General features: G+C 64.8%; 24 protein-coding genes and 1 pseudogene. 8 read left to right on the plus strand and 17 right to left on the minus strand.

Going from position 1 to position 25,350, the window contains the following annotated elements; genetic code table 11:
- Positions 1-10: 10 nt before the first annotated feature.
- Entirely contained in the window at positions 11-310 is a 300-nt protein-coding gene (locus KUF59_RS26710; protein WP_212459079.1) for a DUF2218 domain-containing protein, read from the minus strand.
- A gap of 307 nt (positions 311-617) precedes the next feature.
- Here KUF59_RS26710 and KUF59_RS26715 point away from each other — a divergent pair, with 307 nt between their 5' ends.
- Positions 618-1,538: a PepSY-associated TM helix domain-containing protein gene (locus tag KUF59_RS26715; RefSeq protein ID WP_212459080.1), complete on the plus strand. Its 921-nt coding sequence runs from the start codon at positions 618-620 to the stop codon at positions 1,536-1,538.
- 4 nt (positions 1,539-1,542) lie between these two features.
- Here KUF59_RS26715 and KUF59_RS26720 read toward each other — a convergent pair whose 3' ends face one another.
- Complete coding sequence (locus KUF59_RS26720) at positions 1,543-2,685, minus strand: mechanosensitive ion channel family protein (protein ID WP_212459081.1); 1,143 nt, start codon at positions 2,683-2,685, stop codon at positions 1,543-1,545.
- Between the two features lie 128 nt (positions 2,686-2,813).
- Here KUF59_RS26720 and KUF59_RS26725 point away from each other — a divergent pair, with 128 nt between their 5' ends.
- Complete coding sequence (locus KUF59_RS26725) at positions 2,814-4,058, plus strand: DUF763 domain-containing protein (RefSeq protein WP_212459082.1); 1,245 nt, start codon at positions 2,814-2,816, stop codon at positions 4,056-4,058.
- A gap of 33 nt (positions 4,059-4,091) precedes the next feature.
- On the opposite strand, the gene KUF59_RS26730 is transcribed toward KUF59_RS26725, so the two are convergent.
- The 4 genes from KUF59_RS26730 to KUF59_RS26745 form a co-directional block, all read right to left on the minus strand.
- Positions 4,092-4,337 (minus strand): hypothetical protein, encoded by a 246-nt coding sequence (locus KUF59_RS26730; RefSeq protein WP_212459083.1) that lies wholly within the window; start codon positions 4,335-4,337, stop codon positions 4,092-4,094.
- Positions 4,338-4,443: 106 nt separating this feature from the next.
- Entirely contained in the window at positions 4,444-5,715 is a 1,272-nt protein-coding gene (locus tag KUF59_RS26735; protein ID WP_212459084.1) for a cytochrome P450, read from the minus strand.
- 219 nt (positions 5,716-5,934) lie between these two features.
- Entirely contained in the window at positions 5,935-6,255 is a 321-nt protein-coding gene (locus KUF59_RS26740) for a hypothetical protein (RefSeq protein WP_212459085.1), read from the minus strand.
- Positions 6,256-6,361: 106 nt separating this feature from the next.
- A complete protein-coding gene (locus KUF59_RS26745) occupies positions 6,362-7,135 on the minus strand; it encodes a ferredoxin--NADP reductase (protein WP_212459086.1) in 774 nt (257 codons plus the stop codon).
- Between the two features lie 149 nt (positions 7,136-7,284).
- Between KUF59_RS26745 and KUF59_RS26750 the strand changes: the two genes are divergently transcribed.
- Both KUF59_RS26750 and KUF59_RS26755 read left to right on the plus strand, forming a co-directional pair.
- Complete coding sequence (locus KUF59_RS26750; protein ID WP_212459087.1) at positions 7,285-8,481, plus strand: amidohydrolase family protein; 1,197 nt, start codon at positions 7,285-7,287, stop codon at positions 8,479-8,481.
- Positions 8,482-8,941: 460 nt separating this feature from the next.
- Positions 8,942-9,703: a CPBP family intramembrane glutamic endopeptidase gene (locus KUF59_RS26755; RefSeq protein ID WP_212459088.1), complete on the plus strand. Its 762-nt coding sequence runs from the start codon at positions 8,942-8,944 to the stop codon at positions 9,701-9,703.
- A 25-nt stretch (positions 9,704-9,728) separates the two neighbouring features.
- Here the strand turns inward: KUF59_RS26755 and KUF59_RS26760 are convergent.
- Positions 9,729-9,857 (minus strand): annotated as a pseudogene (locus KUF59_RS26760) (MarR family transcriptional regulator); the annotation flags it as partial.
- A 111-nt stretch (positions 9,858-9,968) separates the two neighbouring features.
- On the opposite strand from KUF59_RS26760, the gene KUF59_RS26765 reads away from it, so the two are divergent.
- A complete protein-coding gene (locus tag KUF59_RS26765) occupies positions 9,969-10,715 on the plus strand; it encodes a class I SAM-dependent methyltransferase (RefSeq protein ID WP_212459089.1) in 747 nt (248 codons plus the stop codon).
- A 6-nt stretch (positions 10,716-10,721) separates the two neighbouring features.
- Here KUF59_RS26765 and KUF59_RS26770 read toward each other — a convergent pair whose 3' ends face one another.
- A complete protein-coding gene (locus KUF59_RS26770; protein ID WP_212459090.1) occupies positions 10,722-11,156 on the minus strand; it encodes a hypothetical protein in 435 nt (144 codons plus the stop codon).
- A 13-nt stretch (positions 11,157-11,169) separates the two neighbouring features.
- Here KUF59_RS26770 and KUF59_RS26775 point away from each other — a divergent pair, with 13 nt between their 5' ends.
- Positions 11,170-11,874, plus strand: coding sequence for a DUF2306 domain-containing protein (locus KUF59_RS26775; RefSeq protein WP_212459091.1), 705 nt, complete (start codon positions 11,170-11,172; stop codon positions 11,872-11,874).
- On the opposite strand, the gene KUF59_RS26780 is transcribed toward KUF59_RS26775, so the two are convergent.
- The 8 genes from KUF59_RS26780 to KUF59_RS26815 form a co-directional block, all read right to left on the minus strand.
- Entirely contained in the window at positions 11,828-12,283 is a 456-nt protein-coding gene (locus tag KUF59_RS26780; RefSeq protein WP_212459092.1) for a MarR family winged helix-turn-helix transcriptional regulator, read from the minus strand. The genes KUF59_RS26775 and KUF59_RS26780 overlap by 47 nt on opposite strands.
- Positions 12,284-12,308: 25 nt before the next feature.
- Positions 12,309-13,013: an ABC transporter ATP-binding protein gene (locus KUF59_RS26785; protein ID WP_212401076.1), complete on the minus strand. Its 705-nt coding sequence runs from the start codon at positions 13,011-13,013 to the stop codon at positions 12,309-12,311.
- Complete coding sequence (locus KUF59_RS26790; protein WP_212459093.1) at positions 13,010-13,801, minus strand: ABC transporter ATP-binding protein; 792 nt, start codon at positions 13,799-13,801, stop codon at positions 13,010-13,012. Before KUF59_RS26790 ends, KUF59_RS26785 begins: the two co-directional genes overlap by 4 nt.
- Complete coding sequence (locus tag KUF59_RS26795; RefSeq protein ID WP_212459094.1) at positions 13,798-15,687, minus strand: ABC transporter permease; 1,890 nt, start codon at positions 15,685-15,687, stop codon at positions 13,798-13,800. Before KUF59_RS26795 ends, KUF59_RS26790 begins: the two co-directional genes overlap by 4 nt.
- Positions 15,688-15,879: 192 nt before the next feature.
- The gene (locus tag KUF59_RS26800) at positions 15,880-17,082 is read right to left on the minus strand and encodes an ABC transporter substrate-binding protein (RefSeq protein ID WP_212459095.1); all 1,203 of its coding nucleotides are present in this window, start codon (positions 17,080-17,082) and stop codon (positions 15,880-15,882) included.
- Between the two features lie 22 nt (positions 17,083-17,104).
- Positions 17,105-17,689, minus strand: coding sequence for an amino acid synthesis family protein (locus tag KUF59_RS26805; protein ID WP_212459096.1), 585 nt, complete (start codon positions 17,687-17,689; stop codon positions 17,105-17,107).
- 15 nt (positions 17,690-17,704) lie between these two features.
- Positions 17,705-18,604, minus strand: a complete 900-nt coding sequence (locus tag KUF59_RS26810) for a UPF0280 family protein (protein WP_212459097.1) — start codon at positions 18,602-18,604, stop codon at positions 17,705-17,707.
- Positions 18,601-20,055, minus strand: a complete 1,455-nt coding sequence (locus KUF59_RS26815; RefSeq protein ID WP_212459098.1) for a 6-hydroxynicotinate reductase — start codon at positions 20,053-20,055, stop codon at positions 18,601-18,603. Before KUF59_RS26815 ends, KUF59_RS26810 begins: the two co-directional genes overlap by 4 nt.
- 258 nt (positions 20,056-20,313) lie before the next feature.
- Here KUF59_RS26815 and KUF59_RS26820 point away from each other — a divergent pair, with 258 nt between their 5' ends.
- Positions 20,314-20,796, plus strand: a complete 483-nt coding sequence (locus tag KUF59_RS26820) for a (2Fe-2S)-binding protein (protein ID WP_212459099.1) — start codon at positions 20,314-20,316, stop codon at positions 20,794-20,796.
- Positions 20,796-24,344: a molybdopterin cofactor-binding domain-containing protein gene (locus tag KUF59_RS26825; RefSeq protein WP_212459100.1), complete on the plus strand. Its 3,549-nt coding sequence runs from the start codon at positions 20,796-20,798 to the stop codon at positions 24,342-24,344. The genes KUF59_RS26820 and KUF59_RS26825 overlap by 1 nt, the downstream gene beginning before the upstream one ends.
- Here the strand turns inward: KUF59_RS26825 and KUF59_RS26830 are convergent.
- Positions 24,328-25,320, minus strand: a complete 993-nt coding sequence (locus KUF59_RS26830) for a ribonuclease Z (protein WP_212459101.1) — start codon at positions 25,318-25,320, stop codon at positions 24,328-24,330. The genes KUF59_RS26825 and KUF59_RS26830 overlap by 17 nt on opposite strands.
- Between the last annotated feature and the right edge of the window lie 30 nt (positions 25,321-25,350).

Consider the following 25,350-nt stretch of genomic DNA (forward strand, 5'->3'; position numbering starts at 1 on the left):
GCCCTCAAATTCAGCGTGTCGCTTCCTCCGCCGCCTGCCAGACGATCTCGGGCGGCGCGCGGAAAGCAAAGCGAACGAGATGGCGTGCGATGATGTCCTGAAGCTGCGCAAGGCGCTCGGCATCCTCGGCCTCGGCGCGCATCGTCAGGATGTTATTGGCGGCCTCCAGCCGGCAGGTTCCGACCGAGAACGGGATCACGCCTCGCTCCGGGGTGAACTCCACCGCCATCTTGTGCGCAAAATGCTTGCAGAGCTGTTGCAGGTAGATGCTGGCACGCTCGCTTTCGACCTGCGCCGTTGAATGTTTCATGGTTGTCCTCTTGGGGTCATCGAGCGAAGTGCGCCCGGTCAAATGGCGGTAACGCGCCGAAATAGACCCCGCTCATCTCTCCAGCAAGCTATCTGCCGCTAACGATGCCGTGAGGAGCGGAGGGCCTTGCCAAGGCGAACGCCTGACGCAACTGCTTCGCAAACTCATCGTGACGCTGGAGCCGGCGGGCGACTCCGGAAACATTCTTCCGGTTGCTCAGGATCAACGCGCAAATATGGACAAAGCGTCATTTGTGTTTCGCGCATCGCTTCCGCACACAGCACGAAGCGCTCGTTCGGAGACCCAAATGATCAAGCCGCTTCTGCTCAGACTTCACCGCTGGATCAGTCTGGTCTTCGCCCTGCCCTTGCTCGCGATCATCGCGACCGGCCTGATCCTATCGTTCGAGCCAATGGTGCAGGTCAGCGGCACGAATGGCCCGGCGATCGATGCAACCCGCGTCATCGCGGCGATCAAGCGCTACGATCCGGACAACAAGGCCCGCGGCATCGCCATCAACGCCAGCGCGCAGCGCCTGACATTGCAGGGCATCAACGCACCGGCCGTCGATCTCGCAACCGGCGAAGCCTTCGCAGCGGGTTCGACCCTATCCGATTTCTTCCTGTGGGCGCGCTTCAGCCATGAGCGGCTGCTCGGCCAGGCCTGGCTGGTCACGGCATCGACCATCGCGATGGTCGTCGTGATGCTGCTGGGAACGCTGATGGGCCTGCCGCGGCTGCGCAACACGCTGTCCGGCTGGCACAAGGCGACGGCATGGTTCGCGCTGCCCTTGATCCTGCTCAGCCCGCTGACCGGCCTATGCCTGGCGTTCGGCCTGACTTTTCAGACCGCATCTGCGCCGCCCAGCGGCCGCGTCGCATTGACCGAGGCCGTCCGCATGGTCGCAGCCGAGCACGATCTGTCGCACGTGATCTCCATCGGCGCCCGCGGCGGGAGGATGATGGCGCGCATCTACGAGGACAGCGAGCTGCGCGCGTACGGTATCGGTCCGGCAGGCGTCACGGCTTTGCCGCGCAACTGGCCGCGCCTGATCCACGAGGGCAACTGGTCGGCGATGGTCGCTTCCTCCCTGAACGTGATCGTTTCGCTTGCGCTGCTGACCCTGCTCTGCACGGGCGTGCTGATCTGGGCACGACGCAGGCTGCGCAAGGCCACGCCGCGATCGAACCAGCCACGCGGTGTCTCGTCGCTGAGCACGGCCGGCTAAAACCTCAATTGGGCGCCCTCGCCCGCTCCTCTTCCTGCGGGACGATTCTCCGCACGATCTCCGCATCGTCATCGGCAGAGGCCAGCAGGATGGCGCGTTCGCGCGGCAGCGCTTCGGGCAATTCGTCACGGATGAAGGCGACGAGCTTTTCACGGATTTCGCAGCGCAGGTCCCAGGATTGCGGCGCATTGCGCGCGCTGACCAGCGCTCGAAGCTGGATGGTGCGGGCATCCGCATCGATGACCTGGAGATTGACCACCGCGCCGTCCCACAGTTTCGACTCCTTGACGGCCTCCTCCAGCCTGCGGCGAATGCGCGGCACGTCGGCCCGGTAGTCGACGTGGAGCGCGATCGCGCCGATCAGCGAGGCCGCATCGCGCGTCCAGTTCTGAAACGGCTTTTCAATGAAGTAGGACAATGGCACCACCATGCGGCGCCAGTCCCACAGGCGAACCACGACATAGGTCGAGGCAATATCCTCGACCCAGCCCCACTCGTTCTCGATGATGACGGCGTCCTCGATGCGGATCGGCTGCGTGATCGCGATCTGCACGCCCGCGATCAGATTGCTGAGCAGCGGCCGCGCGGCGAGACCGACGATGATACCGGCGGCACCGGCGGAGGCGAACAGGCTGACGCCGTATTGCTTGACCGAGTCGAAGGTCATCAGGGCCGTCGACACCGTGATGATGACAATGATGGTATCGGTCACGCGCTTGAACACGCGCACCTGGGTGACGTGCTTGCGCGCGATGAAATTCTCGGTGACGTCGCGAAAGTTCTGCAAATACCGCGCCGCGCTCATGTCGACGACGCGAATCGAAATCCATCCGATCAAGGCGATGACGGCGACGACGAACAAACGCATCAGGGGGTTGCGGATCGTGTCGTCGAGCGGCGCAAGCGGCAACACCAGCGCGACCGCGGCAAGACACACGGCCAGGCGCGCCGGCCCTGCGGTGCGGTCGATGAATACGGCGAGCAGCGGGAGGCGGGTGCCGAAGGCCCGATCGAGCAGCCACACCGCGACACGATAGAGAGACAGCAGGATCAGGATGGCGCCGGCGATCAGGCTGAGACCGACGAACCACGAGGGGATCCAGCCGAACATCTCGTCGATGTCGGCGACAAGGGTTTGCAGATTCATGCTGTTCCCTGCACTTGCATTTCCACGTTCCGCGCCAACGCATTGATGGCGCCTTCGCTCCCGCCGCCAGCGCAATGTAGCATTCGTCGCGTGCAACCGTCGGCGAACTGCGCTATTTCTGGGCAGTCATGACTCGACGCACCGGCAGTGCCGACCTTCCTCTCCACAGCGGACGCGTTCCGCCGTGGCTTGCGAACCGCATGGCGTCGCTCGGCACCATCATCACGCAGGCGATCGTTCATCATTACGGCCGCGATGCGTTCCTGCAGCGCCTGTCGCACCCGTTCTGGTTCCAGTCGTTCGGCGCCGTGATGGGAATGGACTGGCACTCCTCGGGCATCACCACCTCCGTGATCGGCGCGCTGAAACGCGGATTGGCGCCGATGCAGGACGAGCTCGGCATCTATGTCTGCGGCGGCCGCGGCCAGCATTCGCGCAAGACGCCGGACGAGCTGATGCTGCTCGGCGACCGCGTCGGCCTCGACGGCGCATTGCTGACGCGGGCGAGCCGCCTGGTCGCAAAGGTCGACAGCGCCGCGGTGCAGGACGGGTTTGATCTCTATCTGCATGGCTTCTTCGTCACCGCGGATAGCAAATGGACTGTCGTGCAGCAGGGCATGAACGGCGACAAGCGCCAGGCGCGCCGCTATCACTGGCATTCCGAGACGCTGAAGAGTTTTGTCGACGCGCCGCACAGCGCGATCGACGGCCCCGAGCAGGGCCAGATCGTCAATCTCACCGACCACCGCGCCGACGTCTCGCGCAGCGCGCAGCTCGATCTGCTCACCGAGCTCGGCCCGGACCGGATCGTCTCCGAATTCGAACGGCTCAGCGGCACCGAGCCGGCGCAAGCGCTGTTGCCGCACCTCATCATGCCCGCGCATCATGACGTGCGGCCGAAGGATGTGTTCGCGCGCCGCCTGCACGGCACCCTCGCGGCCGCCGCCGAGTGCGGGCCGGTCGACTTTCCGGAGCTGCTGCTGACACCCGGCGTCGGCGCGCGCACCGTGCGCTCGCTCGCCATGGTCGCCGAGGTCGTGCACGGTGCGCCCTATCGTTTCAGGGATCCCGCGCGCTTCTCGCTCGCCCATGGCGGCAAGGACCGGCACCCCTATCCCGTGCCGATCAAGGTCTATGACGAGACCATCCGTGTGCTGAAGGACGCGGTCCAGCAAGCGAAGCTCGGACGCGAAGAGGAAATGCAGGCGATCAAGCGGCTGGACGATCAGGCGCGGCGGCTGGAGCGCACCGCGCAGGGGCCATCGGTCGATGCCTACATTGCCGGCGAACGCGCTGTTTCCCCCGAGCTCGACGGCCGTTCCGTGTTCGGCTGGGAACGGGATCTGGCAGCGACAAAAAAGCGGACCGGGTGAGCACCGGTCCGCGACGTCAGTTGGCACTCGTCGTCAGGTTTCGTCGGGTTCCTCGTCCGCGAGACGATTGGCCGAATGGTCCTGATACTGTTCCGTCTGGTGAACTTGCCGTCCATGCCGCGGATCTCGGTGTGCTGGGCCTTGGGCCTTGTCGCGGTTGGACAGGACCATATTGTCTCCGATCATGTCCTTCGGAATGTCGGAGAGCGCGCCGGTGCCGTCGCCCTTCCCCTGCATGCCCGATCTGAAATGCGTCTTGCTTCCGCGTCCGCCTGGCATCGATTTCTCCTTTGCGGCTGGACTCCTGGTTTCGACGACAACAGACACCTTGGCAGGCCGTTCCGAACCAAAGGCGCGCGCTTCGCATTTGTAAGGAAGGGAACGATCAGCCCGCCCGCAGCAGCGAACGATCTGCCTCAGTGCGTGCCGGTTCGGCCGGCTGTGTTCCAACCTGCACCGCGACGACGGGAAGCTTTTCGATGGCGCGGATACCGGGTCGTTTCCGCCAACGAATCTGCGACGGATCGATTGCGAGGCCGAGTTTTGGCCAGCGCGTCAACAGCGCCTGAAGCGCGCATGCCGCCTCGATCCGCGCGAGCTGGTGGCCGAGGCAGAAATGGATGCCGGTGCCGAAGGAGATGTGACGGTTCGGCTTGCGCGCGAGATCGAGCCGTTCAACCTCCTCGTGCTCGCCGGGATCCATGTTCGCCGCAGCGAGCATCACCATGACGCGGTCGCCCTTTTTCAGGCGCACGCCGGCGAGCTCGACGTCGCGCCGCACATAGCGCGGCTTTGAGAATTGCACCGGCGAGACGAAGCGCAAGAACTCCTCGACGGCGAGGCCGACGCGGCTCCAGTCCTCCTCCAGCCAATCGCGCAGGCGCGGAGATTTCAGCAGCTCATAGACCGAGCCGCTGATCAGATGCGTCGTGGTCTCGGAGCCCGCGGCCAGCAGCAAAAACACCATCGAGACCATTTCACTCGGCGTGATGCGGCCGCCTTCCCGCTCGACCTGGACCAGTTCGGCAATCAGGCCCTCACCGCCTTGCGCCCGCGCCACCCGCAACTGCTCCTCGAGATAACGCCGCATCCTGCTGAAGGCGAACAGCATGCGGAAGAAGCCGAAGACGTTGGTCAGCCCCGCCATCGAATTGGCCCAGGCGATGAACCGGGGACGGTCGGCCGCCGGAAGGCCAAGAAGCTCGCAAATCACGGACAGTGGCAAAATGCGCGCATAGCGCTGCACAAGATCGGCAGGGCTGCCACCGGCAAAGAGGTCTGCCGCCAGGTCGTCGGCGATGGCGCGGATGCGCGGCTCCATCGCCACGATGGCGCGGCGGCGAAAGGCTTCATCCACGATGCTGCGCAGCCTGGTGTGATCAGGCTCATCCATGGTCAGCATGTTGTTGGCGATGGTCGTGACGAGCTTCGGCATCCACCAGCGCAGGCCTGCGACCTCGCCGTCTTCCTTGCGCAGCGTGAAGGTGGTGCCGTCCTTCAGCACCTGCGCCGTCGTCTCATAGGTCGTGGTGACCCAGACATCGCCGACGAGCGGAAACCGGGTCGCGACCACAGGGGCAAAAGCCCTCAGCGTCGCGATGCCTTTCGACGGATCGCGAAAGAAGGCGTCGCTGGTGAAATCGATGCGCGGCGTCATGGATCACCGGCCCTGTTGATGGCGCCTCATCCAGATGGTGGGGGCGCTGGCCGATGCAAGGGTGGGAACTGTCCACGCGTCGCACGTGACTTTCGTGTGGACGGCTTCCACATCGTCATGGCCGGGCTTGTCCCGGCCATCCACGACCTTCCCGCGGCACGAAGAACGTGGATACCCGGGACAAGCCCGGGCATGACGAGTCTGCGGTTGGGTCGAAACCTAGCCTCGCCCCGGTGAGCGCGGGCCGGATTTGCGCTGGCTGGTGTAGGAGTCCCAATTGCTCCAGCTTCCATTGCTGAGGCTTTGCAGGTCGGTTGCGAGCGGCCGGCGCGTGCGCTTCTCGTAGTCGGCGATCGAACGTTCCGACTGCACGATCTTGCGCTTCAGCTCCGCGATCGCCTTCTCGGTCTCTCCGTTCCGCTTCGAGGACGCGATCTCGCCGATCGTGAAGCGCGCGGTCTCTAGCGCCTTCAACTCGGCGCGGTTCTTCTTCAACTGGACCCGGTGCCAGGCGATATTGCTGTCGCTGTCCGCAACCATGTGGAACTCCGCTGATTCGGCTTTCCCATAGTATCGTCTGCCGAATCGACCGGGCAACGGTGCCGCGGCGGCGAAAATGCGGCTTTGTTGCCCGGCAAATTCTGCCCTACCGCTCGGCAAAGGCCTTTTCGACCACGAACTGGGCCGGTTCGCCGTGGTTACCCTCGACAAAACCGCGCTCACCCAAGAGCACGCGGGTGTCGGCCACCAGCGCCGGGCTGCCGCAGATCATGACGCGGTCATGGGCAGCCTCGATCGGCGGCAGGCCGATGTCGGAAAACAGCTTGCCGGTGGTAATGAGGTCGGTGATGCGTCCGCGGTTGCGGAAGGGGTCGCGGGTCACGGTCGGGTAGTAGATGAGCTGATTGCGGATGTAGTCGCCGAGCAGTTCGTCCTGCGGCAGCGTCTCGGTGATCATCTCGCCATAGGCGAGCTCCTTGACGTGCCGGCAGCCGTGCAGCAGCACGACCTTCTCGAAACGCTCATAGGTTTCAGGGTCCTTGATCACGCTGAGGAACGGGGCGAGGCCCGTGCCGGTGCCGATCAGATAGAGATTGCGGCCCGCTTCGAGGTTGTCGATGACGAGCGTGCCGGTCGCCTTGCGGCTGACGATGATCTCGTCGCCCTGCTTCAGGTGCTGGAGGCGCGAGGTCAGCGGGCCGTCCGGCACCTTGATCGAGAAGAACTCGAGCGTGTCCTCGTAATTGGCGCTGGCGACGCTGTAAGCCCGCAGCAGCGGTTTTTCGCCGACCTTGAGCCCGATCATGGTGAATTCGCCGTTGCGGAAGCGGAAGGTGGGGCTGCGGGTGGTCTTGAAGGAGAACAGCGTGTCGGTCCAGTGGTGAACGCTGAGGACGCTTTCCTGGTTGAAATTGCTCATCTCACCCTGCCCTTGCTTCGGTCGGTCGTTGTCTAGACAATATCATTCGTGTACTATCGTTCGTATACAAACGAATAATCCGGCTTGATCGATTGGTCAAGGCGGGATCAGATCGCAAGCGTTGCAGGTAGGGATAAGGAACCATCTCCATGGCGCATGACGCACCCCAGGCCACCGGGCCTTCCAAGCTCGTGATCCGCAACATCGGCCTGATCCTGTCCGGCGCCCTGGAAAAACCGATCCTGGATGGCGACACCATCGTCGCTGAGAACGGAAAAATCACCGCGATCGGCCGCTTCAAGGACGTGGACATTGAAGGCGCCACCACGATCGTGGACGCCAACGGCACCACGGTGGCGCCGGGCCTGATCGACAGCCACGTCCACCCTGTCGCGGGCGACTGGACGCCGCGACAGAACCAGATCAACTGGATCGACAGCTACCTCCATGGCGGCGTCACCACCATGATCTCGGCCGGCGAGGTGCACATGCCGGGCCGGCCCCGCGACGTCGTCGGCCTGAAGGCAATGGCGATCTTCGCCCAACGCGCCTTCTGGACGCTGCGTCCCGGCGGCGTGAAGGTTCATGCCGGCGCGCCCGTCATCGAATGCGAGATGGTCGAGGAGGACTTCAAGGAAATGGCCGCCGCCGGCGTCAAGCTGCTCGGCGAAGTCGGCCTCGGCGGCGTCAAGGACGGCCCGACCGCGCGGAAGATGGTGGGCTGGGCGCGCAAATACGGCATCCAGAGCACGATCCACACCGGCGGGCCCTCGATCCCCGGCTCCGGCCTGATCGACAAGGACGTCGTGCTGGAAGCCGACACCGACGTCGTCGGCCACATCAATGGCGGTCACACCGCGCTGCCCGACGACCAGATCCGCTGCATCTGCGAGGGCTGCAAGCGCGGGCTCGAGCTGGTTCACAACGGCAATGAGCGCTCGGCGCTGTTCACGCTGCGCATCGCGCGCGAGATGGGCGACCTCCACCGCGTCATCCTCGGCACCGATGCGCCGGCCGGCTCCGGCGTGCAACCGCTCGGCATTTTGCGCATGGTCTCGATGCTGTCCTCGCTCGGCGAACTGCCGGCCGAGCTCGCCTTCTGTCTTGCGACCGGCAACACCGCGCGGATGCGCGAGCTCGATTGCGGCCTCATTGAAGTGGGCCGTTCCGCCGATTTCGTGCTGATGGACAAGGCGCAGCATTCGCCTGGAAAGAACATCCTCGAGAGCGTGCAGCTCGGCGACCTCCCCGGCATCGGCATGACCATCATCGACGGCATCGTGCGGACGCAACGCAGCCGCAATACGCCGCCGGCGGGCAAGGTGCCGGAGATCGTGGCGAAGTAACAGGGCCCGAGCGCCCGCCCCGTCATCCTGAGGCGCTCGCACACGGCGCAAATGCGCCGTGTGCGAGCCTCGAAGGATGAACGGCCGGGACGCAGCCGGGCCGTCGCCCTTCGAAGGCCGCTGAAGAAGCGGCCACCTCAGGGTGACGGAGAAAGAGCTGCCGTAGGGTGGGCAAAACGACTTGTCTGCCGTAGCTCGCAGAGCGAGGGCGGAAGCGTACCCCCTCTTCCATCGAATTCGCGGAGAGATGGTGGGCACGGCGCAAACGCGCCTTTGCCCACCCTACGGCACCGAATTCTGCGCGGCTTATTCAACAACGCATCGACGCCTGGCGCACATTCGCGTCGCGCGGAGCGAGGCCCTCGCCGCGTGACGGGCAAAGCCAATTGCGTCGGGCCGGTTTCTAGCTAAAGTTGCGCTCACGCCCGGAATCCCATCCGGACCTCCTGGGGAGCCCCTTTTGAGTGAACAGGTCATCGATCTCCCGCTTCCGGTTCAAAGCCAATGGACCGTGGTTCGCGGCTGCTTCTGGCGAGTGCTTGCAGCCCTGGCAAGCGGCGTCCCGGTCACCTTCGTCATCGCCTTCGTCGTGAGCTTCGTCGGAGCGGCAACCCGTTCTGCCTCCTTGCTCCGCGCGACCAAGGAGTTCTGGTACCTGGAATCGCTCACAATTCTGTCGATCTTCATGGTGAGCGCAACATATCTGTACTTCGCCCGCGACGGGTTGAAGGAGAGGCTCCGACAATTTCCTCCCGAACTGATCAACGGACTCCGCCGCCCGGTATCGCTCCTGATCCTGGTTTGCGTGCCGCTGGGCCTGCTCGGCACGGTTCAATGGGCCATGACGACAACCCAGCTGACGAAGAATTTCCTGCACGATATGCCGCCGATCTTTTGGCTGACCATTGCGGTCCTTCTCGTCATCGTAGCCCCCGTGGCGGAGGAGATATTTTACCGCGGATACGTATGGGACCGTCTGTCCAGTATCATGCCACCCTGGAAGGCAGCCACGATCTCCGCTGCTCTCTTCCTCGGCTCGCATCTCCCCAACGGCATTCTCACGCCCCTGCTCGTGCTGCCACTGACGATCGTTCTGACCGTCCTGCGACTACGGGGCGTTGGAGTGGGCGTGTGCGTACTCGCACATGGCGTCTACAACGGGACGATCATTCTCGGTAACGTCGTCCAGACCTACGTTGCACCGCTCCCCATCCCTTCATGAGGATCATGGAATCCACGACTGACACTCACCGCAGCTTGTTAAGCAGCGCCATCAGCGTCTCGCACTCCCTGGGCTCAAGTGGCGCGAGCGTTTCGCGGGTGATCGCGAGCGCGCTGGGCGCGACCTTTTCGGCGAGTTGCTGACCGGCGCGGGTCCCGAGCAATCCGGGACGTTCCTTGACTTCGGCCGGCCCGTGCCGGAGGTATCTTCACCGATCTCTGCTTCAATTTCCGGTCACTGCGTGTTCGACAAATTTGCAGACTGGTTGCGTCGGACGGTCCTGTTCTCGGCCGCTATCGACATTGCGCGCCAGACCTTGCCGACGCCGGTGCTGATCTGGCTGCGCACGCAGATGGTGCGCAATCTGCACGGCACGCCGGGCGACGTGTTCGGCGAAATCTATCGGCGCAACATCTGGGGTTACAAGGAAACCGCGTCCGGCGGCGGATCCACCCTGCACAACACCCAAAGGGTGCGAGAAGGCCTGCCCGGCCTGGTCGGTGACCTCGAGATCCACACTCTGCTCGACCTGCCCTGCGGCGATTTTCACTGGATGTCGAAGATCGAACTTCCGGTGTCGCACTACATCGGCGGTGACATCGTCCCGGAGTTGGTCGAGCGCACGGCAAACCAGTACGGCCGGCCCGACCGCACGTTCCGCAGGATCGACCTCTGCAACGATCCGCTTCCGGAAGCCGACCTGCTGCTCTGCCGCGACTGCTTCATCCATCTGTCCGAGGACATGATATTTCTCGCGATCGACAACATCCTCCGCTCCAACATCAGATATCTTCTGACCACGACCTATCCGGATGGCCGAAACCGCGCGATTCGCACCGGCGACTTCTTCACCATCGATCTGTGCGCGCCGCCCTATAACTTCCCGCCGCCGATCAAGGTGCTCGACGACTGGGTGCCGCCGTTCGACCGGCGGCAGCTCGCGCTGTGGGAAGTCGAAAGCCTGCGGAAGATTTTGCGCAAGGGCGCGTCGGGGCGAGAACCGGCCGTGTAACCAGCGTCACGAGACCTTCGCATCCAGCCGGCACTGCGCGTTCCCGACGCGCACAAGCGCCGCCATGAACGGATAGGTGCGGCGCCAGGGCTCGAACTTGTCTCCGCTTTGGCCCTTCAACGTCATGCGAAGGCCCTGCTGACCCTGATGAAGATCGGCCGACACGGAATAGGGTTGCGTTTCCGCCGCCAGTTCAAGGCGGCCAACCAAACGGCCGCCACGCGACGGACGCTCCTCAATGCGCAGGGCGGCACGGCCACAGGTGTTTTCGCCGGTCACTTCCACACCGCACCATCCGCCGGCACACTTCGATATGTCGAGCACCAGATTCCTGCTGTCGTCCTTCCAGCGCCCCTCGAAATCGGCTACGGAAGCGCCAGCACCGGCGGCGGGCGCCATATGGCTGACGATCGCGGCTGCGATCAAAACCTTGATCGGCACGAGGAGCGCTGATTTGGAGCGAGCCGAACCGCAAGCAATTGCGCAATTGTCCGGATTGCGGCCGCGCGCGGTCGGCCTTGCCAAGGTGGTCGCCTTCATCATCGTATCCTCTGTGATCCTTCCGGCGGGAATGATGGCGATCGCCCTCGGGTCCGGATCGATGCCGCTGCCTCATCCCTTGTATCTGGTCCTTCAGCGACTTCCCATCGTGTTTCCCCTGCACATGATCGCGTCGGGACTGGCCCTCATCCTCATTCCCTGTGCGCTGCTCCTGCGCCATCGCCCGCCTCTGCACCGTCTGATCGGCCGTTTCGCCTCCTGTTGCATCCTGGTCGGCGCGCTAAGCGCTCTTCCGGTCGCCCTGTGCAGCGAAGCCAGTGCCATGGCGCGGGCAGGCCTGTTCGTCCAAGGCATCACCTGGCTAGCATTCGCTGTGGCCGCGGTTCATGCCATCCGGTCCGGCGACGTCGCAAGCCATGCGCGGCGGATGCTTGCCGTGGCCGCGATCGCCTCGGCCGCCATCTGGTTGCGGCTGGTGACATCAGCGGCAACTGTCCTCATGTTGCCGTTCGACGAGGTCTACGCCGTCGCGGCCTGGATGTGCTGGATCGTGCCGCTGGCCATCGTGCAGGGGTGGGCGAAGCGGCCCACTGCCGCCTACAGGACCGAGTTCACCGCAGCTTGTTCAGCAGCGCCATCAGCGTCTCGCGCTCCCTAGGCTCGAGCGGCGCGAGCGTCTCGCGCGTGATCGCGAGTGCGCTGGGCGCGACCTTCTCGGCGAGCTGCTGACCGGCGCGGGTCAGGCTGACCTGCAAGCGCCGTCCGTCCTCGGGATCGGGGCTCGTCTCGGTCAACCCGCGCGCCGTCAGGCGGTCGATCACGCCCTTGATGGTCGCAACGTCCATCGCGGTGAGCCGGCCGAGCTGGTTCTGCGAGCACGGCCCGGTCTCGGCGAGTTTTGACAGCGCCGCCCATTGCGTCGGCGTGAGGTTGGTGCCGATGTCGCGGGCAAAGATCGCGCTGTGGCGCTGCCAGACCTGGCGCAGGATGAAGCCGACCTGCTCGTCGAGCACGTAGGGCGGCTTGGCCGGCTTGACACTCTTCTTGACTGCGACACTCCTCGCCATCAGCCCCTGCCCTTCCCTTAGCCCCTCACAACGAGAGATGCGCGTCGCGGATGTCCGGGCGCGCGTCGAGCTCGGCCATCGTACCACCGAAACAGATTCGGCCACGCTCGATGATATAGGCGCGATCGGAAATCAGCCGCGCGAAATGCAGATTCTGCTCGGAGACGACGATGCTGACGCCTTCCTTCTTCATGGTCAGGATCGCGTCGACCATCTGTTCGACGATCTTCGGCGACAGGCCCTCAGACGGCTCGTCGAGCAGCACCAGCGACGGATTGCCCATCAGCGTGCGGGCGATGGTCAGCATCTGCTGCTCGCCGCCGCTCATCCGCCCGCCGGGCCGGTTGCGCATCTCGCTCAGGTTCGGAAACAGCGCGAACAGCTTTTCGCGGGTCCAGTGCGGCGCGTTTGGCCGCTTCGGCTGGCGGCCGACCTCGAGATTTTCCTCGACGGTCAGATCGGTGAAGATGCGGCGTTCTTCCGGCACGTAACCGAGCCCGCCGCGCACGATCTCGTGGGTCGGGCGCGCCGAGACGTCCCTGCCCTCGAACTCGATGCGGCCGGTGCGCTGCGCGACGAGGCCGACGATGGAGCGGAACGTCGTCGATTTTCCGGCGCCGTTGCGCCCGAGTAGCGCGACGACCTCGCCCTCGCCCACCTCGAGCGCGATGTCGAACAGAATATGCGCGGGGCCGTAATAGCTGTTGAGGTCCTGAACTGCGAGCTTCATGCCGGCGATCCCTCGCGATGGCGGGCGTCGTAGACCAGGCCCTCGCCGAGATAGACCGCTTGCACCTGCGGATTGCCGCGCACGGCTTCGGGCGAGCCTTCCGCGATCAGCGTGCCGCGGTTGAGCACGATGATGCGGTCGGCGTGCTCGAACACGACGTCCATGTCGTGCTCGGTGAAGAGCACGCCGATCGACTTTTCGCGCGCGATGGTCGCGGTGAGCCGCATCAGATCGATGCGCTCGCGCGGCGCCATGCCGGCGGTCGGCTCGTCCATCAACAAAAGTTTTGGCTGGTTGGCGAGCGCGACCGCGAGCTCCAGCCGCTTGAGATCGCCATAGGCGAGCTCGCCGCAGGGACGGTCGGCATAGCCGCCCATGCCGACGAGCTCGAGGAGGCGACCGGCCTCCTCGCGCGCGACTTTTGCCGCCGAGCCCGCGAGATTGAACAGGCGCTGCTCATGCGAGATCAGCGCGACCTGCACGTTCTCGCGCACGGTCATGGTGGCGAACGTCGCCGTGATCTGGAAGGTGCGCCCCACACCCAGCCGCCAGATCTCGCGCGGCTTGCGGCCCGTGATCTCCTCGCCGAGCAGGCGGACATGGCCGGAATCGGGCCGGTTCTGGCCGTTGAGCATGTCGAAGCAGGTGCTCTTGCCCGCGCCGTTCGGGCCGATCAGCGCCAGGATTTCGCCGGCGCGAAGCTCGAACGACACGCCGCGCACGGCATGAATGCCGCCGTAGGATTTTGTCAGCCCTTCGACCGACAGCAATGTGGGTGCGACGCTCATTCGGCGGACTCGATCGGCTTGGCCAGCAAGGTTGAACCCGGTGGCGAGACGGAACGGCGCCGTTGCATCAGCATCTCCAGCGTGCCGACGATGCCCTTGGGGAAGACGACCACGATCAGCACGATGAAGCCGCCGAGCACGAGTTTTGACAGATCGGTCTGGCTGACCAGCCAGATGTTGAGCGCCTTGTAGACGATGGCGCCGATCACCGCGCCCGACACGGTTTCCACGCCGCCGAGCAGCACCATGACCAGCGCATCGACCGAGAGCGAGATGCCGAGATTATCGGGGAAGACGCTGCCCTTCAGATAGGCGAACAGCGCGCCGCCGATGCCGGCCGTCGTTCCCGCGATCACGAAGGCGGTCCACTGCATGCGCTTGGCATTGATGCCGATGGCCTCGCTGCGCAGCAGCGAGTCGCGCGTGGCGCGCAGCGCGTAGCCGAACGGCGAGAACACCGCGACGCGCAGTGCGATTGTCACCAGCGCGGCAACGCCGAGCGCCAGCCAGTAGAAGTGTGAGGGGCTCGCCGCCCACTTCTCGGGCCACAAGCCCAAGATGCCGTTGTCGCCGCCGGTGACGCTGACCCACTGGAACGCGATTGACCAGACAATCTGCGCAAAGGCCAAGGTCAGCATCGCAAAATAGACGCCGGAGAGCTGCACGGCGAAGAAACCGAACACGGCCGCGCCCGCAAGGCCCATGAGCGGCCCGAGCAACAGGCAGACGATCATCGGCAATCCCGCCATTTTGGCGAGGAACGCGATGCCGTAGGCGCCCAGGCCGAAGTAAGCGGCATGACCGAAGGATGCGAGCCCGCCGACCGACATGAGGAAGTGCAGGCTGACGGCGAAGATGACGAAGATCGCGATCTCCGAGCCGACGGTCAGCGCGTAGTTGCCGGCAAACAGCGGCAGCGCCGCCGCGACGACGAGCGCCGCGAGCGCGGCCAGGCGCTCGTTTTGCGTCAGCGGACGCCACGGGTTGACGGTGAGACCGGGTGTACGGCGTGCAGCCGCCTCGGGCTTGCCGAACAGGCCCCAGGGCCGCACGATCAGCACAACCGCCATCACCAGGAAGACCAGGATGATGGAGATTTTTGGGAAGATCAAAATGCCGAAGGCGTTGAGCTCCGACACCAGTACGGCCGCGACGAAGGCGCCGACGATGCTGCCGAGCCCGCCGATGACGACCACGACGAACACTTCGACGATGATGCGCAGGTCCATGGCGTGATGCACGGCGTCGCGCGGAATCTGCAACGCGCCGCCGAGCGCGGCAAGGAACACGCCGACCGCAAACACCGAGGTGAACAGCCATTTCTGGTTCACGCCGAGGGCTGCAACCATGTCGCGGTCCTGCGTCGCCGCGCGCACCAGCACGCCCCAGCGCGTGCGCTGGAACAGCAGCCAGAGGATTCCGAGCACGGCGGGCCCGAGCACGATCAGGAACAAATCGTAGCTCGGGATGGCCTGGCCGAAGAAATCGACCGCGCCCTTGAAACCCGGCGCACGGCGGCCGACGAGATCGTCGGGCCCCCAGATCAGGACGACGAGGTCCTGCACCATCAACGTAAGGCCGAACGTTGCGAGCAACTGGAACAGTTCGGGCACGTGATAGATGCGCCGGAGCAGCACCATCTCGACGAGGACACCGATCACGGCCACCGCGAGCGCCGCGACGACGATGCCGCCCCAGAAGCCGAACGCGCCGGAGAAGCGGTCGGTCAGCGTGAAGGCGATATAGGCGCCGATCATGTAGAAGGCGCCGTGCGCAAAGTTCACGATGCGCGTCACGCCGAAGATGATCGACAGGCCCGAGGCCACCAGGAACAGCGACGCTGCGCTGGCAAGTCCCGTGAGAAACTGTACGACGTAAAAGGCCATCTTCGGTCCGGGTTAGTGTTGCATCACCTCTCCCCGCCTGCGGGGAGAGGTCTTCGTAGGGCTTCGTAGGGTGGGTTAGCCTTGCGATTGCGCGAAGCGCAATTCGCTGGGCGTAACCCACCTCTTCTGGTTCCGCGGATGCGGACAGTGGTGGGTTACGCCTTCGGCTAACCCACCCTACGAAGAAGGAGATCAATCCTTCGGACGCATCTTCTCGACTTCGGCATCACCAGGCAGATAGTCCGACCCCTTCTTGTAAGAAGAATCCACCATCACGCCCTTGCCGTCCTTCAGCGCGGTCTTGCCGACGTAAGCACCGAGGGTCGACTGGTGGTCGATCTTGCGGAAGGTGATCTCGCCGAGCGGCGACGGCACCGAGAGGCCTTCGGCCGCGGCGATCAGCTTCTCCGGATCGGTCGAGTTGGCCTTGGCGAGGATCGCGGCGGCCGACTTGATGGTCTGGTAGCCGACGATCGAGCCGAGGCGCGGATAGTCATTGTACTTGGCCTGGTAGGCCTTGAGGAACGCATCATGCTCCGGCGTCTTGATCGAGTACCAGGGATAGCCGGTGACGATCCAGCCCTCCGGCGTCTCGTCCTTGAGCGGGTCGAGATATTCGGGCTCGCCGGTCAGGAAGGAGACGACCTCGCGTCCCTTGAACAGGCCGCGGGTGTTGCCTTCGCGCACGAGTTTGACGAGATCGGCGCCGAAGGTGACGTTGAGGATGGCCTCCGGATTGGCGGCGGCAACCGCCTGCACCACCGGACCCGCGTCGATCTTGCCCTGCGGCGGCCATTGCTCGTCGACCCACTGGATGTCCGGACGCTTCTCCGACATCAGCTTCTTGAACACGGCAACGGCGGACTGGCCGTATTCATAGTTCGGCGCGATCGTCGCCCAGCGTTTTGCCGGCAGCTTGCTGGCGGCTTCCACCAGCATCGCGGCCTGCATGTAGTTGGAGGGGCGCAGGCGGAAGGTGTATTTGTTGCCCTTCGACCAGGTGATGGCGTCCGTCAGCGGCTCGGCTGCGAGGAAGAACACTTTCTTCTGGTTGGCGAAGTCGCTGACGGCGAGGCCGATGTTGGAGAGGAACGTGCCCGCGAGCATGGCGACGCCTTCACTCGAGACCAGCTCATTCGCGGCGGTCTGTGCATCGGCCGGCTTGCCGCTGTCGTCCTTGGAGACGACGACGAGCTTCTTGCCGTTGATGCCGCCGGCAGCGTTGATCTCCTCGACCGCGAGTTGCCAGCCCTTGCGATAGGGTTCAGTGAAGGCCGGCAACAGCGAGTAGCTGTTGATCTCACCGATCTTGATCTCCTGCGCCATGGCCGACTGCGCCATGCCGCCGGCCAGAAGCGCGAACGCCGCGCCGACAAAATAGTTTCTTGCTCGCATCCCAACCTCCACTTTCAAATGATTATCGTAGACCGTCGTCGCCTTTGACTTCCGCAACCGTCAATCCGCCGACACGCGGCAGCGGACGGCCGCTGTCGGTAACGGCAACCGCGACCATGATCTCATTGGCCCGCGGCGCATCGTTGATCTGCACTTCCATTCCGTCAAAATGGCTGCGCACGAAGGCCGCGTCCTTGTGCCCCAAGGGAATGTCGAGCGTCGTGCCGGGTCCGCTGCGCTTTTTCGAGGACGGAATCAGCGCCGCACCCTTGCTCAAAACCTTGCGCACCGGCGCACCCATCTTGGGATGCAGGATTGCGGCTGCATGCTCCAGCTCGCCGTTCTCGCCGACGGCTGCGGCTTTGCCATAGCTCTGCACCTTTGCGCCATCGATGCCGAGCGCGGCCACCGCGCGCTTCGACAGGAGATCGCCGAGCTCCTCGCCGATCGCGATCAGCGGGGAAAGGTCTTCGACATATTTTCCGGCAAAGGGATTTTCGATTACGGCAATCGCAGCCGCGCGCCGCGTCGGCGGCGAAACCTGGCGGCCCATCTCCATCTGCGTCTCTTCGACGACGGTGACGATCTTGCGGATGATCGCGCTCATGGCTGCTGTCCCTGTTCAGGCATGGATCGCGTTCTCCGCGATGCGTCGATACGAGCGTTTCGGCTCAATATCCTTGGTTCCGATGACGAGCATATCACCACAAAGCTGCAGGACGGCACCCTCGATCAATCCGCGATCGAACAATTGTCGTGCACGTTCCGCGCCAGAATCCAGCGCGTCGCGAACCTCGTCCCGCGACAATGCGCCGACGTCGCGGGTGACGAGACGCGCGCCGAGATCGCTGTCGGGCTGGATGTCATTGGCGGGACACCGGCTGATGGCGGGATGTCCGGGCAGGTCGACGGTATTGGCGATGACGGTGGCCGCGGCATCCGCCTGCGACGCCGTTCGCGCCAGCACCGTCACGGCATCGGCAATGCCGAGCGAAAAGCTGCGGCCATGGCGGCCGCTCGTCGCAACCCCGCGCGCGGGATCGTCGGCATCGACGATCATTTTCCGCATCACCCCATCACGGTCCGGCCGGTCCATCAAGCCGACGGTGAACTGCTCGCCGGCTGAAAGGTGAATGGCGATATCGCCGCCATTGTTGACATAGGCCTGATCGAGCATCGCGGCATTCAGCATTGCGCCCAGGATTTCCTCGGCGACGCTGCCGGCAACGGCGGCCATCGGCGTGATGAAACAATCCGCGGCAAAAGGCGCGACCGCGGCGTGCATCCGCCGCGCCACGACGCCCGTCAGCCGGCAAATCCCCGACGTCGCCGGCTTGCGCAATTCGGTCAGTTCCGCACAGAGCGCGTCGAGCAGTCCGGCGAAGCGGCCGGCCGCGGCCTCATAGGCCGCGCGCACCTCGCCTCCGCGTCCCCTCGCCTCAACGATCAGATCGATCGGACCATCCTGCAAATGCAGCCGCCGGCCATCAGACAGCAACGCGATTTGCGGGAGCCGCTTCATGCGCGGCGCCCCGGAAGCGGCTGCTGCCACGGGACCTGGCGGACGTCGTCGCCGGCCTGCACCTCCGAGAGCGGCCGCACATAGTCCATGTGCCCGCCGAGCGCGGCGTAGTCGGACAGCGTCATCGTGAACTCGATCGGCGCGACCAGCGCCGGTGTCGGCACATAACCGAATGCGCCCGTCGGCATCTGCGTGACGTCGACCATGTAGGTAATGCCGCCGCCCGGCCAGACATAGACCGGCGCGCCGCCGCTGGTGACGCGCGTCAGCGCGTCCTTCACCGAACGCGTCAGCCGCACCGGATTGTCGGTGACGCCGGCACGCAGCGAACCGCCAGCGCCGGCCATGAACAGCACCGTGCAGAGTGCGGGCTCGCAATTCTCCTGGATACGCTCGACCGAGAATTTCAGATCGGCAGGCATCTCCGTCTCGACCGGCTTCAGGGCGTCGTCGAGCACGTAATAAGACGCATGCTCGCCAGTCGTGGAGACCATCAGCATGGTCAGCCCGGCCTTGGCTTCCTTGGCGTCGAACGGACCCAAAATCGCCAGCGGATCGGAAATGTTGGTGCCGCCCCATCCCGTGCCGGGATCGGCGACCTGGAAATAGCGGCCAGGCGTCGAACGCCGGCCCTTCATCTTGATGCCGGTATCGGCGATGTCCAGGAGCTTGCCGGCCTGGTGCTCGCTGAGCACGCCGGTGATGTGGTCATCGACCACGACGACCTCGTCGACCTTGCCATGCCACTGCTTGGCGAACATGCCGATCGTGGCCGAGCCGCAGCCGACCCGCATGCGCTCTTCCTTCACGCCGTTGACGATCGGCGACTGCCCCGCCTGCACCACCACGGTCGCGCCGCCGTCGATCGTGAGCTCGACCGCCTTGCAGTTGGAGAGGTCCATCAGCGTGTCGCAGGTGACGCGGCCCTCCTTCTTGGAGCCGCCGGTCAGATGATGCACGCCGCCAAGCGACAGCATCTGCGAGCCGTATTCGCTGGTGGTGACGTGGCCGACCGCCTCACCCTGCGCACGAACGGTCGCCGTCTCCGGGCCGAGATAGCGGTCGGTGTCGATTTTCACCTTGACGCCGCAATAGGAGAAGATGCCCTCGGTGACCACAGTGACCATGTCGACGCCATCGACCTCGGACGAGACGATGAACGGCGCAGGCTTATAGTCGGGATAGGTGGTGCCCGCGCCAATTGCAGTGACGAAGGTCGAGGGACCCTGGACGAGCTTGCCGTCCCAATCCTCGCTGCGGCTGAATGGCACCAGCTTGCCGCCCTGCGAGACCGTGCGTTCGAGAACGATGTGCGGATCGACGCGGACGAGCTTGCCGTCCTGATTGGCGTAGCGGTCGCAAGCTCCCGCCGCGCCCGGCTTGATGTAGCACATCACCGGACAGGCATCGCAGCGGATCTTGTCGGTGACGGCGCTCGTCGTCTCGCTCATGTGCAGGCGGCCCAGCAGATCACGGGGGCTTATCATTCGTATACGAACGATGTTGCGCGCGATGCCGGAGGCTGTCAAGCGGCGCTGCGGCCGAAAAACGCGCGCTGCCGAATAAAACCTCATTTGCCTCCCGTCCCTGTCCACAAAGCGGGCATCCACGTTGCAGTGCGGCATGCGCCGCTTGCACGTTTGTGTACAAACGGTATCGTCACCATCGCGAATTCAGAGCGCGTGACGCGCTTGCGGCTGGGAGCAAGGATGACGCAGACACCGATCCGCCTCACCGTGAACGGCAGGATCCACGACGTCTCGGCCGCTGCCGATACGCCGCTGCTTTACGTGCTGCGCAACGACCTCGCGCTCAACGGTCCGAAATATGGATGCGGCCTCGGCGAATGCGGCACCTGTACTGTCCTGATCGACGGCAGCGCAGCGCGCGCCTGCGTCATTCCGCTCAGTGGCTGCGCCGGGCGCGACATCGTGACGCTCGAAGGCCTCGGCACGCGCGAAAAACCCGATCCCGTGCAGCAGGCTTTTATCGACGAGCAGGCCGCGCAATGCGGCTACTGCCTCAACGGCATGATCATGACGACCAAGGCGCTACTCGCGATCAACGCGCGACCGACCGAGCGCGAGGCGCTTGAGGCGCTGCGCTACAATCTCTGCCGCTGCGGCACCCATGTCGAAATCTTGCGCGCGGTGATGCGCGCTTCGGGTCAGCTTGTCGAGGCCAGCGATTGATGGCCTCCGATCCGCAGCAGGACACCGGGCGGCGATCCGGCTCGCTCGTCGTCATCCGCACGCTGGATGACGGCACGTCGGAGACGTTCATCCGCATCACCGCCGACGGTTCGGTCAGCGCCTATAACGGCCATGTCGATCTCGGCACCGGCATCCGCACCGCGCTCGGCCAGATCGTCGCCGAAGAGTTGGATGTGTCCTTTGCACGCGTCGTGGTCGTGCTCGGAGATACCGCCGTGGTGCCGAACCAGGGCGCAACGATAGCAAGCGAAACCATCCAGATCACCGCCGTGCCGCTCCGCAAGGCGGCGGCGCAGGCGCGACATTTCCTGATCGGACACGCCGCCGCGCGGCTCGACCTGCCGCTCGAAGATCTCATCATCGAGGACGGGCTGGTTCGCGGCAACGACAATCGCAGCGTCAGCTACGGCGAGCTGATCGGCGACGACACCATCCGGCTCGAACTTGCCGACGACGTCAGGCTCAAGGCTGTCGGCGACTATGCGATCGTCGGCCAGTCAGTGCCACGCGTCGACCTGCCCGCCAAGGCAACCGGCGAACTCACCTTCGTCCACGACATCCGCGTGCCCGGCATGCTGCATGGCCGCGTGGTGCGCCCGCCCTATGCCGGCGTCGATGCCGGGCCGTTCGTCGGCACCAGCCTGATCGCGGTCGACGAATCCTCGGTGCGCGACATTCCGGGCCTCGTTGCGGTCGTGCGCATCGGCGACTTCGTCGGCGTCGTTGCCGAGCGCGAGGAAAACGCGGTCCAGGCGGCCGAGCAGCTCAAGGTGAGCTGGAAGCCGACACCCACCCTGCCCGATCTCGCCGATCTCCAGAAAGCGTTGCGCGCGCATCCATCGACGCCGCGAACGCTGATCGACAAAGGCGATGTCGAGGCCGCGATCGGCGGTGCGGCGAAGCCGATGCAGCGCACTTACGTGTGGCCCTACCAGATGCACGCCTCGATCGGGCCGTCCTGCTCGGTGGCCGACTTCGCGGACGGTCGCATCCGCGTCTGGTCCGGCACGCAAAACCCGCACGTCCTGCGCACTGATCTTGCGACGCTGATCGAGCGGCCGGAGAGCGAGATCGAGGTCATCAGGCTCGAAGCGGCCGGATGTTACGGGCGCAACTGCGCCGACGACGTGAGCGCGGACGCGCTGCTGCTGTCGCGCGCGGTCGGCCGTCCCGTGCGCGTGCAGCTGACACGCGAGCAGGAGCATCTTTGGGAACCGAAGGGCACCGCCCAGCTCATCGACGTCAATGGCGGCCTGAACGCGGACGGCAGCGTCGCCGGCTACGACCTTGCGACGCGTTATCCCTCGAACGCCGCGCCGACGCTGGCGCTGCTGCTGACGGGACGGATTTCACCCAATCCTGAAGTGCTCCAGATGGGCGACCGCACAGCGATCCCTCCTTACGACTACGATCACATGCGCGTCGTCGCGCATGACATGCCGCCGATCGTGCGCGCCTCCTGGTTTCGCGGCGTCTCGTCGCTGCCGAACACCTTTGCACATGAATCCTACATCGATGAGCTCGCCTCCGAGGCCGGTATCGATCCGATCGAATATCGCCTGCGCTATTTGAAGGACCAGCGCGCGATCGACCTCGTCAATGCCGTTGCCGAGCGCGCCGGCTGGACGCCGCGCCCGGAGCGGCAGGAGAAGGACGGCGACGTCGTGCAAGGCCGCGGCTTTGCCTATGCGCTCTATGTCCACAGCAAGTTTCCCGGCTACGGCGCGGCGTGGTCGGCCTGGATCGCCGACGTCGCGGTGAACAAGTCCACTGGCGATGTCAGCGTCACCCGCGTCGTCGCAGGGCAAGATTCCGGATTGATGATCAATCCCGATGGCGTGCGGCACCAGATCCAGGGCAACGTCATCCAGTCGACCAGCCGTGCCCTGATGGAAGAGGTGTCCTTTGAACGCGGCGCGGTGACGGCGCGCGAATGGGGCGCCTACCCGATCATCCCCTTCCCCGACGTGCCCAAAATCGACGTCCTGATGCTGCCGCGTCAGGATCAGCCGCCGCTCGGCGTCGGCGAGTCCGCCTCCGTGCCCAGCGCGGCAGCGATCGCGAACGCGATTTTTGACGCGACCGGCGTTCGCTTCCGCGAACCGCCGTTTACGCCCGAACGCATCTTGAAGGGATTGCGCGGGGACGTGCCGGCCCAACCGCAAGCCTTGGCGGCGCCGGCTGCCACGCGACCACCGCGCATCTGGCAAAATCCCTTCGCCAAGCGCACCAGCTTGTTCGCAACCATCGCCGCGCTTTGCACCGCCGCGATCGGGATCGGCGCCGCGATGCTGCCGGGACGTGCGATCGCGCCGATCGCGCGGCCGGATGCGTCGGTCTATTCCGCTGCGACGATCGCGCGCGGCGCGCAACTGGCCGCGCTCGGCAATTGCGCGGAATGTCATACCGGTCTCGGCGGCGCCGTGAATGCGGGCGGCCGTGCGCTGGAAACGCCGTTCGGCACGATCTACGCGACCAATATCACGCCCGATGTCGAGACCGGCATCGGCGCGTGGTCCTATCCCGCCTTCGAGCGCGCGATGCGCGAGGGGTTGCACCGTGATGGCCGGCAGCTCTATCCCGCCTTTCCCTACCCGCACTTCGCGAAAACGAGCGATGCCGACCTGCAATCGCTCTACGCCTATCTGATGGCGCAGCCCGCGGTGCGCGCGACAACGCCTGCGAACACGCTTCAATTCCCGTTCAATCTGCGTCCGCTGCTGGCGGGCTGGAATGCGCTGTTCCTCCGCACCGGCGAGCTCAAGCCTGATCCGACCAAATCGGAGCTGTGGAATCGCGGCGCCTATCTGGTCGAAGGCCTCGGCCATTGCAGCGCCTGTCACTCGCCGCGCAATGCGCTCGGCGCCGAGCAGCGCAACGCTTATCTCGCCGGCGGCTTTGCGGAAGGCTGGGAGGCGCCAGCACTGACCTCGCTGTCGCAGGCGCCGATCCCCTGGAGCGAGGACGAGCTTTTCGCTTACCTGCGCACCGGCCAATCGCGATACCACGGCGTGGCGGCAGGCCCCATGGCGCCGATCGTGCGCGATCTCGCGGCGCTGCCCGATCAGGACATCCGCGCCATGGCCGTGTATCTCGGCTCGTACAACGACACCGCGGTCGACGCCTCCGCAGCGAGCGCGCTCGCCACCAGGCTGGAGTCTGCAACGCAAGTCACCACCGCCTCCTTGCCCGGCGCGCGGCTCTATCAGGGCGCCTGCGCCGTCTGCCACGAGGTCGGCGGTCTGCCGCTGTTCGGCAGCCGTCCCTCGCTTGCGCTCAACAGCAATCTGCACAGCGCGACATCGGACAATCTGGTGCAGATCATCCTGCACGGCATCTCCGAGCCTGTTACGAGCGACCTCGGCTACATGCCCGCGTTCAAGAACAGCATGAGCGACGCGCAGCTCGAGGAACTCGTCACCTTCCTGCGCAAGCAGTTCGCGCCGGACAAGCCGGCGTGGACGGGTGTGAGGGAGACCATCGCGCGCATCCGGGGAGCACACGAGGCTGCTAGATCGACCCGCTGAAATGGGCTTCGGCCTCAAGCCTCAGCCGGTCCGGCGTGTCGATGTAGCGCGGTGAATAATGAAAGGTGGTGAGCCGCTTGACGCCCGCCTTGCGCGCGAGCCTGCCCGCTTGCGCAGCCGTGAGATGGCAGCGGCGCGCCGCGATCTCGGCGTCCGCCTCGGCGAATGCGGCTTCGATGTGCAGATGATCGGCCTCTCGAGCCAAGGTGAGGATGGCCTCGACATTGGCCGCCGTGAAGCGGACATCTGTGACATAGACAATTCGTTCGCCAGGCGCGACTTTCAGCGCGTGCTGCTTCAATTCGCCGAGCGGAACCGCGCGGTCTGCTCCGACCTCGATCGGCGTATCATCATCAGCCCCGCGTCGTACTGCCTGTTTGGCGGCATTAAGCCAAGGACCGACCGGCACACCGAGATGCTCGAGCCCGCTCGTCCAGACATTGACCCGTACCTGCTCCTGGAGCGCGAAGGCCAGACAGGGAATGCCGTGATCCAGGGTGCATGCCTCGATCGAAACATCGGCATCGGCGAATACTCTTCCGTGGAGCTGCGGCTGTCCATCGGCACGCGCGGACTGAAACCCGCGCTGCGCAGCGAAGCTGGTCCATTCGCCGAGCAGGCCGTCCCGGAATTCGGCGGCCAGGATCGTGAAATCGGCCGAGCTCTCATCGAGCAGGTTCCAGCTATAACCCGCGAGCTTTGCACCGATACCTTCGATCAGACCCGGCGGTCCGACGATCCGCAATGTGCCTGACTGGTGCAGCTTGAAGCGCAACAGCTGGTCGAAACCTGAAAAATGATCCATGTGGCGGTGACTGACGAAGACGTCCGTCACGCGCAACAACTCGCGCGTCGACAAACTGGAGAGATCGCCGAGGTCGAACAGCATTGCGCGGCGGCCGAACTGGAAATCGATGAACAGTCCGGGATCGCCAAAAGGTTCGTTGATCAGCCGAGGTTGGACAAGTCTAGTCACGGCCTCATGCTAGACCAATCTCGCTATTTC

Source organism: Bradyrhizobium arachidis, assembly GCF_024758505.1.
GTDB lineage: Bacteria > Pseudomonadota > Alphaproteobacteria > Rhizobiales > Xanthobacteraceae > Bradyrhizobium > Bradyrhizobium manausense_C.

What these genes read in the sequence shown, in the direction of transcription:
- KUF59_RS26810 (WP_212459097.1), bottom strand. Translation starts at nt 18,604, where the DNA reads ATGAAGCGGCTCCCGCAAATCGCGTTGCTGTCTGATGGCCGGCGGCTG.
- KUF59_RS26750 (WP_212459087.1), top strand. Translation starts at nt 7,285, where the DNA reads ATGGCGCATGACGCACCCCAGGCCACCGGGCCTTCCAAGCTCGTGATC.
- KUF59_RS26745 (WP_212459086.1), bottom strand. Translation starts at nt 7,135, where the DNA reads ATGAGCAATTTCAACCAGGAAAGCGTCCTCAGCGTTCACCACTGGACC.
- KUF59_RS26740 (WP_212459085.1), bottom strand. Translation starts at nt 6,255, where the DNA reads ATGGTTGCGGACAGCGACAGCAATATCGCCTGGCACCGGGTCCAGTTG.
- KUF59_RS26715 (WP_212459080.1), top strand. Translation starts at nt 618, where the DNA reads ATGATCAAGCCGCTTCTGCTCAGACTTCACCGCTGGATCAGTCTGGTC.
- KUF59_RS26730 (WP_212459083.1), bottom strand. Translation starts at nt 4,337, where the DNA reads ATGCCAGGCGGACGCGGAAGCAAGACGCATTTCAGATCGGGCATGCAG.
- KUF59_RS26785 (WP_212401076.1), bottom strand. Translation starts at nt 13,013, where the DNA reads ATGAAGCTCGCAGTTCAGGACCTCAACAGCTATTACGGCCCCGCGCAT.
- KUF59_RS26825 (WP_212459100.1), top strand. Translation starts at nt 20,796, where the DNA reads ATGGCCTCCGATCCGCAGCAGGACACCGGGCGGCGATCCGGCTCGCTC.
- KUF59_RS26805 (WP_212459096.1), bottom strand. Translation starts at nt 17,689, where the DNA reads ATGAGCGCGATCATCCGCAAGATCGTCACCGTCGTCGAAGAGACGCAG.
- KUF59_RS26820 (WP_212459099.1), top strand. Translation starts at nt 20,314, where the DNA reads ATGACGCAGACACCGATCCGCCTCACCGTGAACGGCAGGATCCACGAC.
- KUF59_RS26710 (WP_212459079.1), bottom strand. Translation starts at nt 310, where the DNA reads ATGAAACATTCAACGGCGCAGGTCGAAAGCGAGCGTGCCAGCATCTAC.
- KUF59_RS26795 (WP_212459094.1), bottom strand. Translation starts at nt 15,687, where the DNA reads ATGGCCTTTTACGTCGTACAGTTTCTCACGGGACTTGCCAGCGCAGCG.
- KUF59_RS26790 (WP_212459093.1), bottom strand. Translation starts at nt 13,801, where the DNA reads ATGAGCGTCGCACCCACATTGCTGTCGGTCGAAGGGCTGACAAAATCC.
- KUF59_RS26735 (WP_212459084.1), bottom strand. Translation starts at nt 5,715, where the DNA reads ATGACGCCGCGCATCGATTTCACCAGCGACGCCTTCTTTCGCGATCCG.
- KUF59_RS26780 (WP_212459092.1), bottom strand. Translation starts at nt 12,283, where the DNA reads ATGGCGAGGAGTGTCGCAGTCAAGAAGAGTGTCAAGCCGGCCAAGCCG.
- KUF59_RS26815 (WP_212459098.1), bottom strand. Translation starts at nt 20,055, where the DNA reads ATGAGCGAGACGACGAGCGCCGTCACCGACAAGATCCGCTGCGATGCC.
- KUF59_RS26720 (WP_212459081.1), bottom strand. Translation starts at nt 2,685, where the DNA reads ATGAATCTGCAAACCCTTGTCGCCGACATCGACGAGATGTTCGGCTGG.
- KUF59_RS26725 (WP_212459082.1), top strand. Translation starts at nt 2,814, where the DNA reads ATGACTCGACGCACCGGCAGTGCCGACCTTCCTCTCCACAGCGGACGC.
- KUF59_RS26800 (WP_212459095.1), bottom strand. Translation starts at nt 17,082, where the DNA reads ATGCGAGCAAGAAACTATTTTGTCGGCGCGGCGTTCGCGCTTCTGGCC.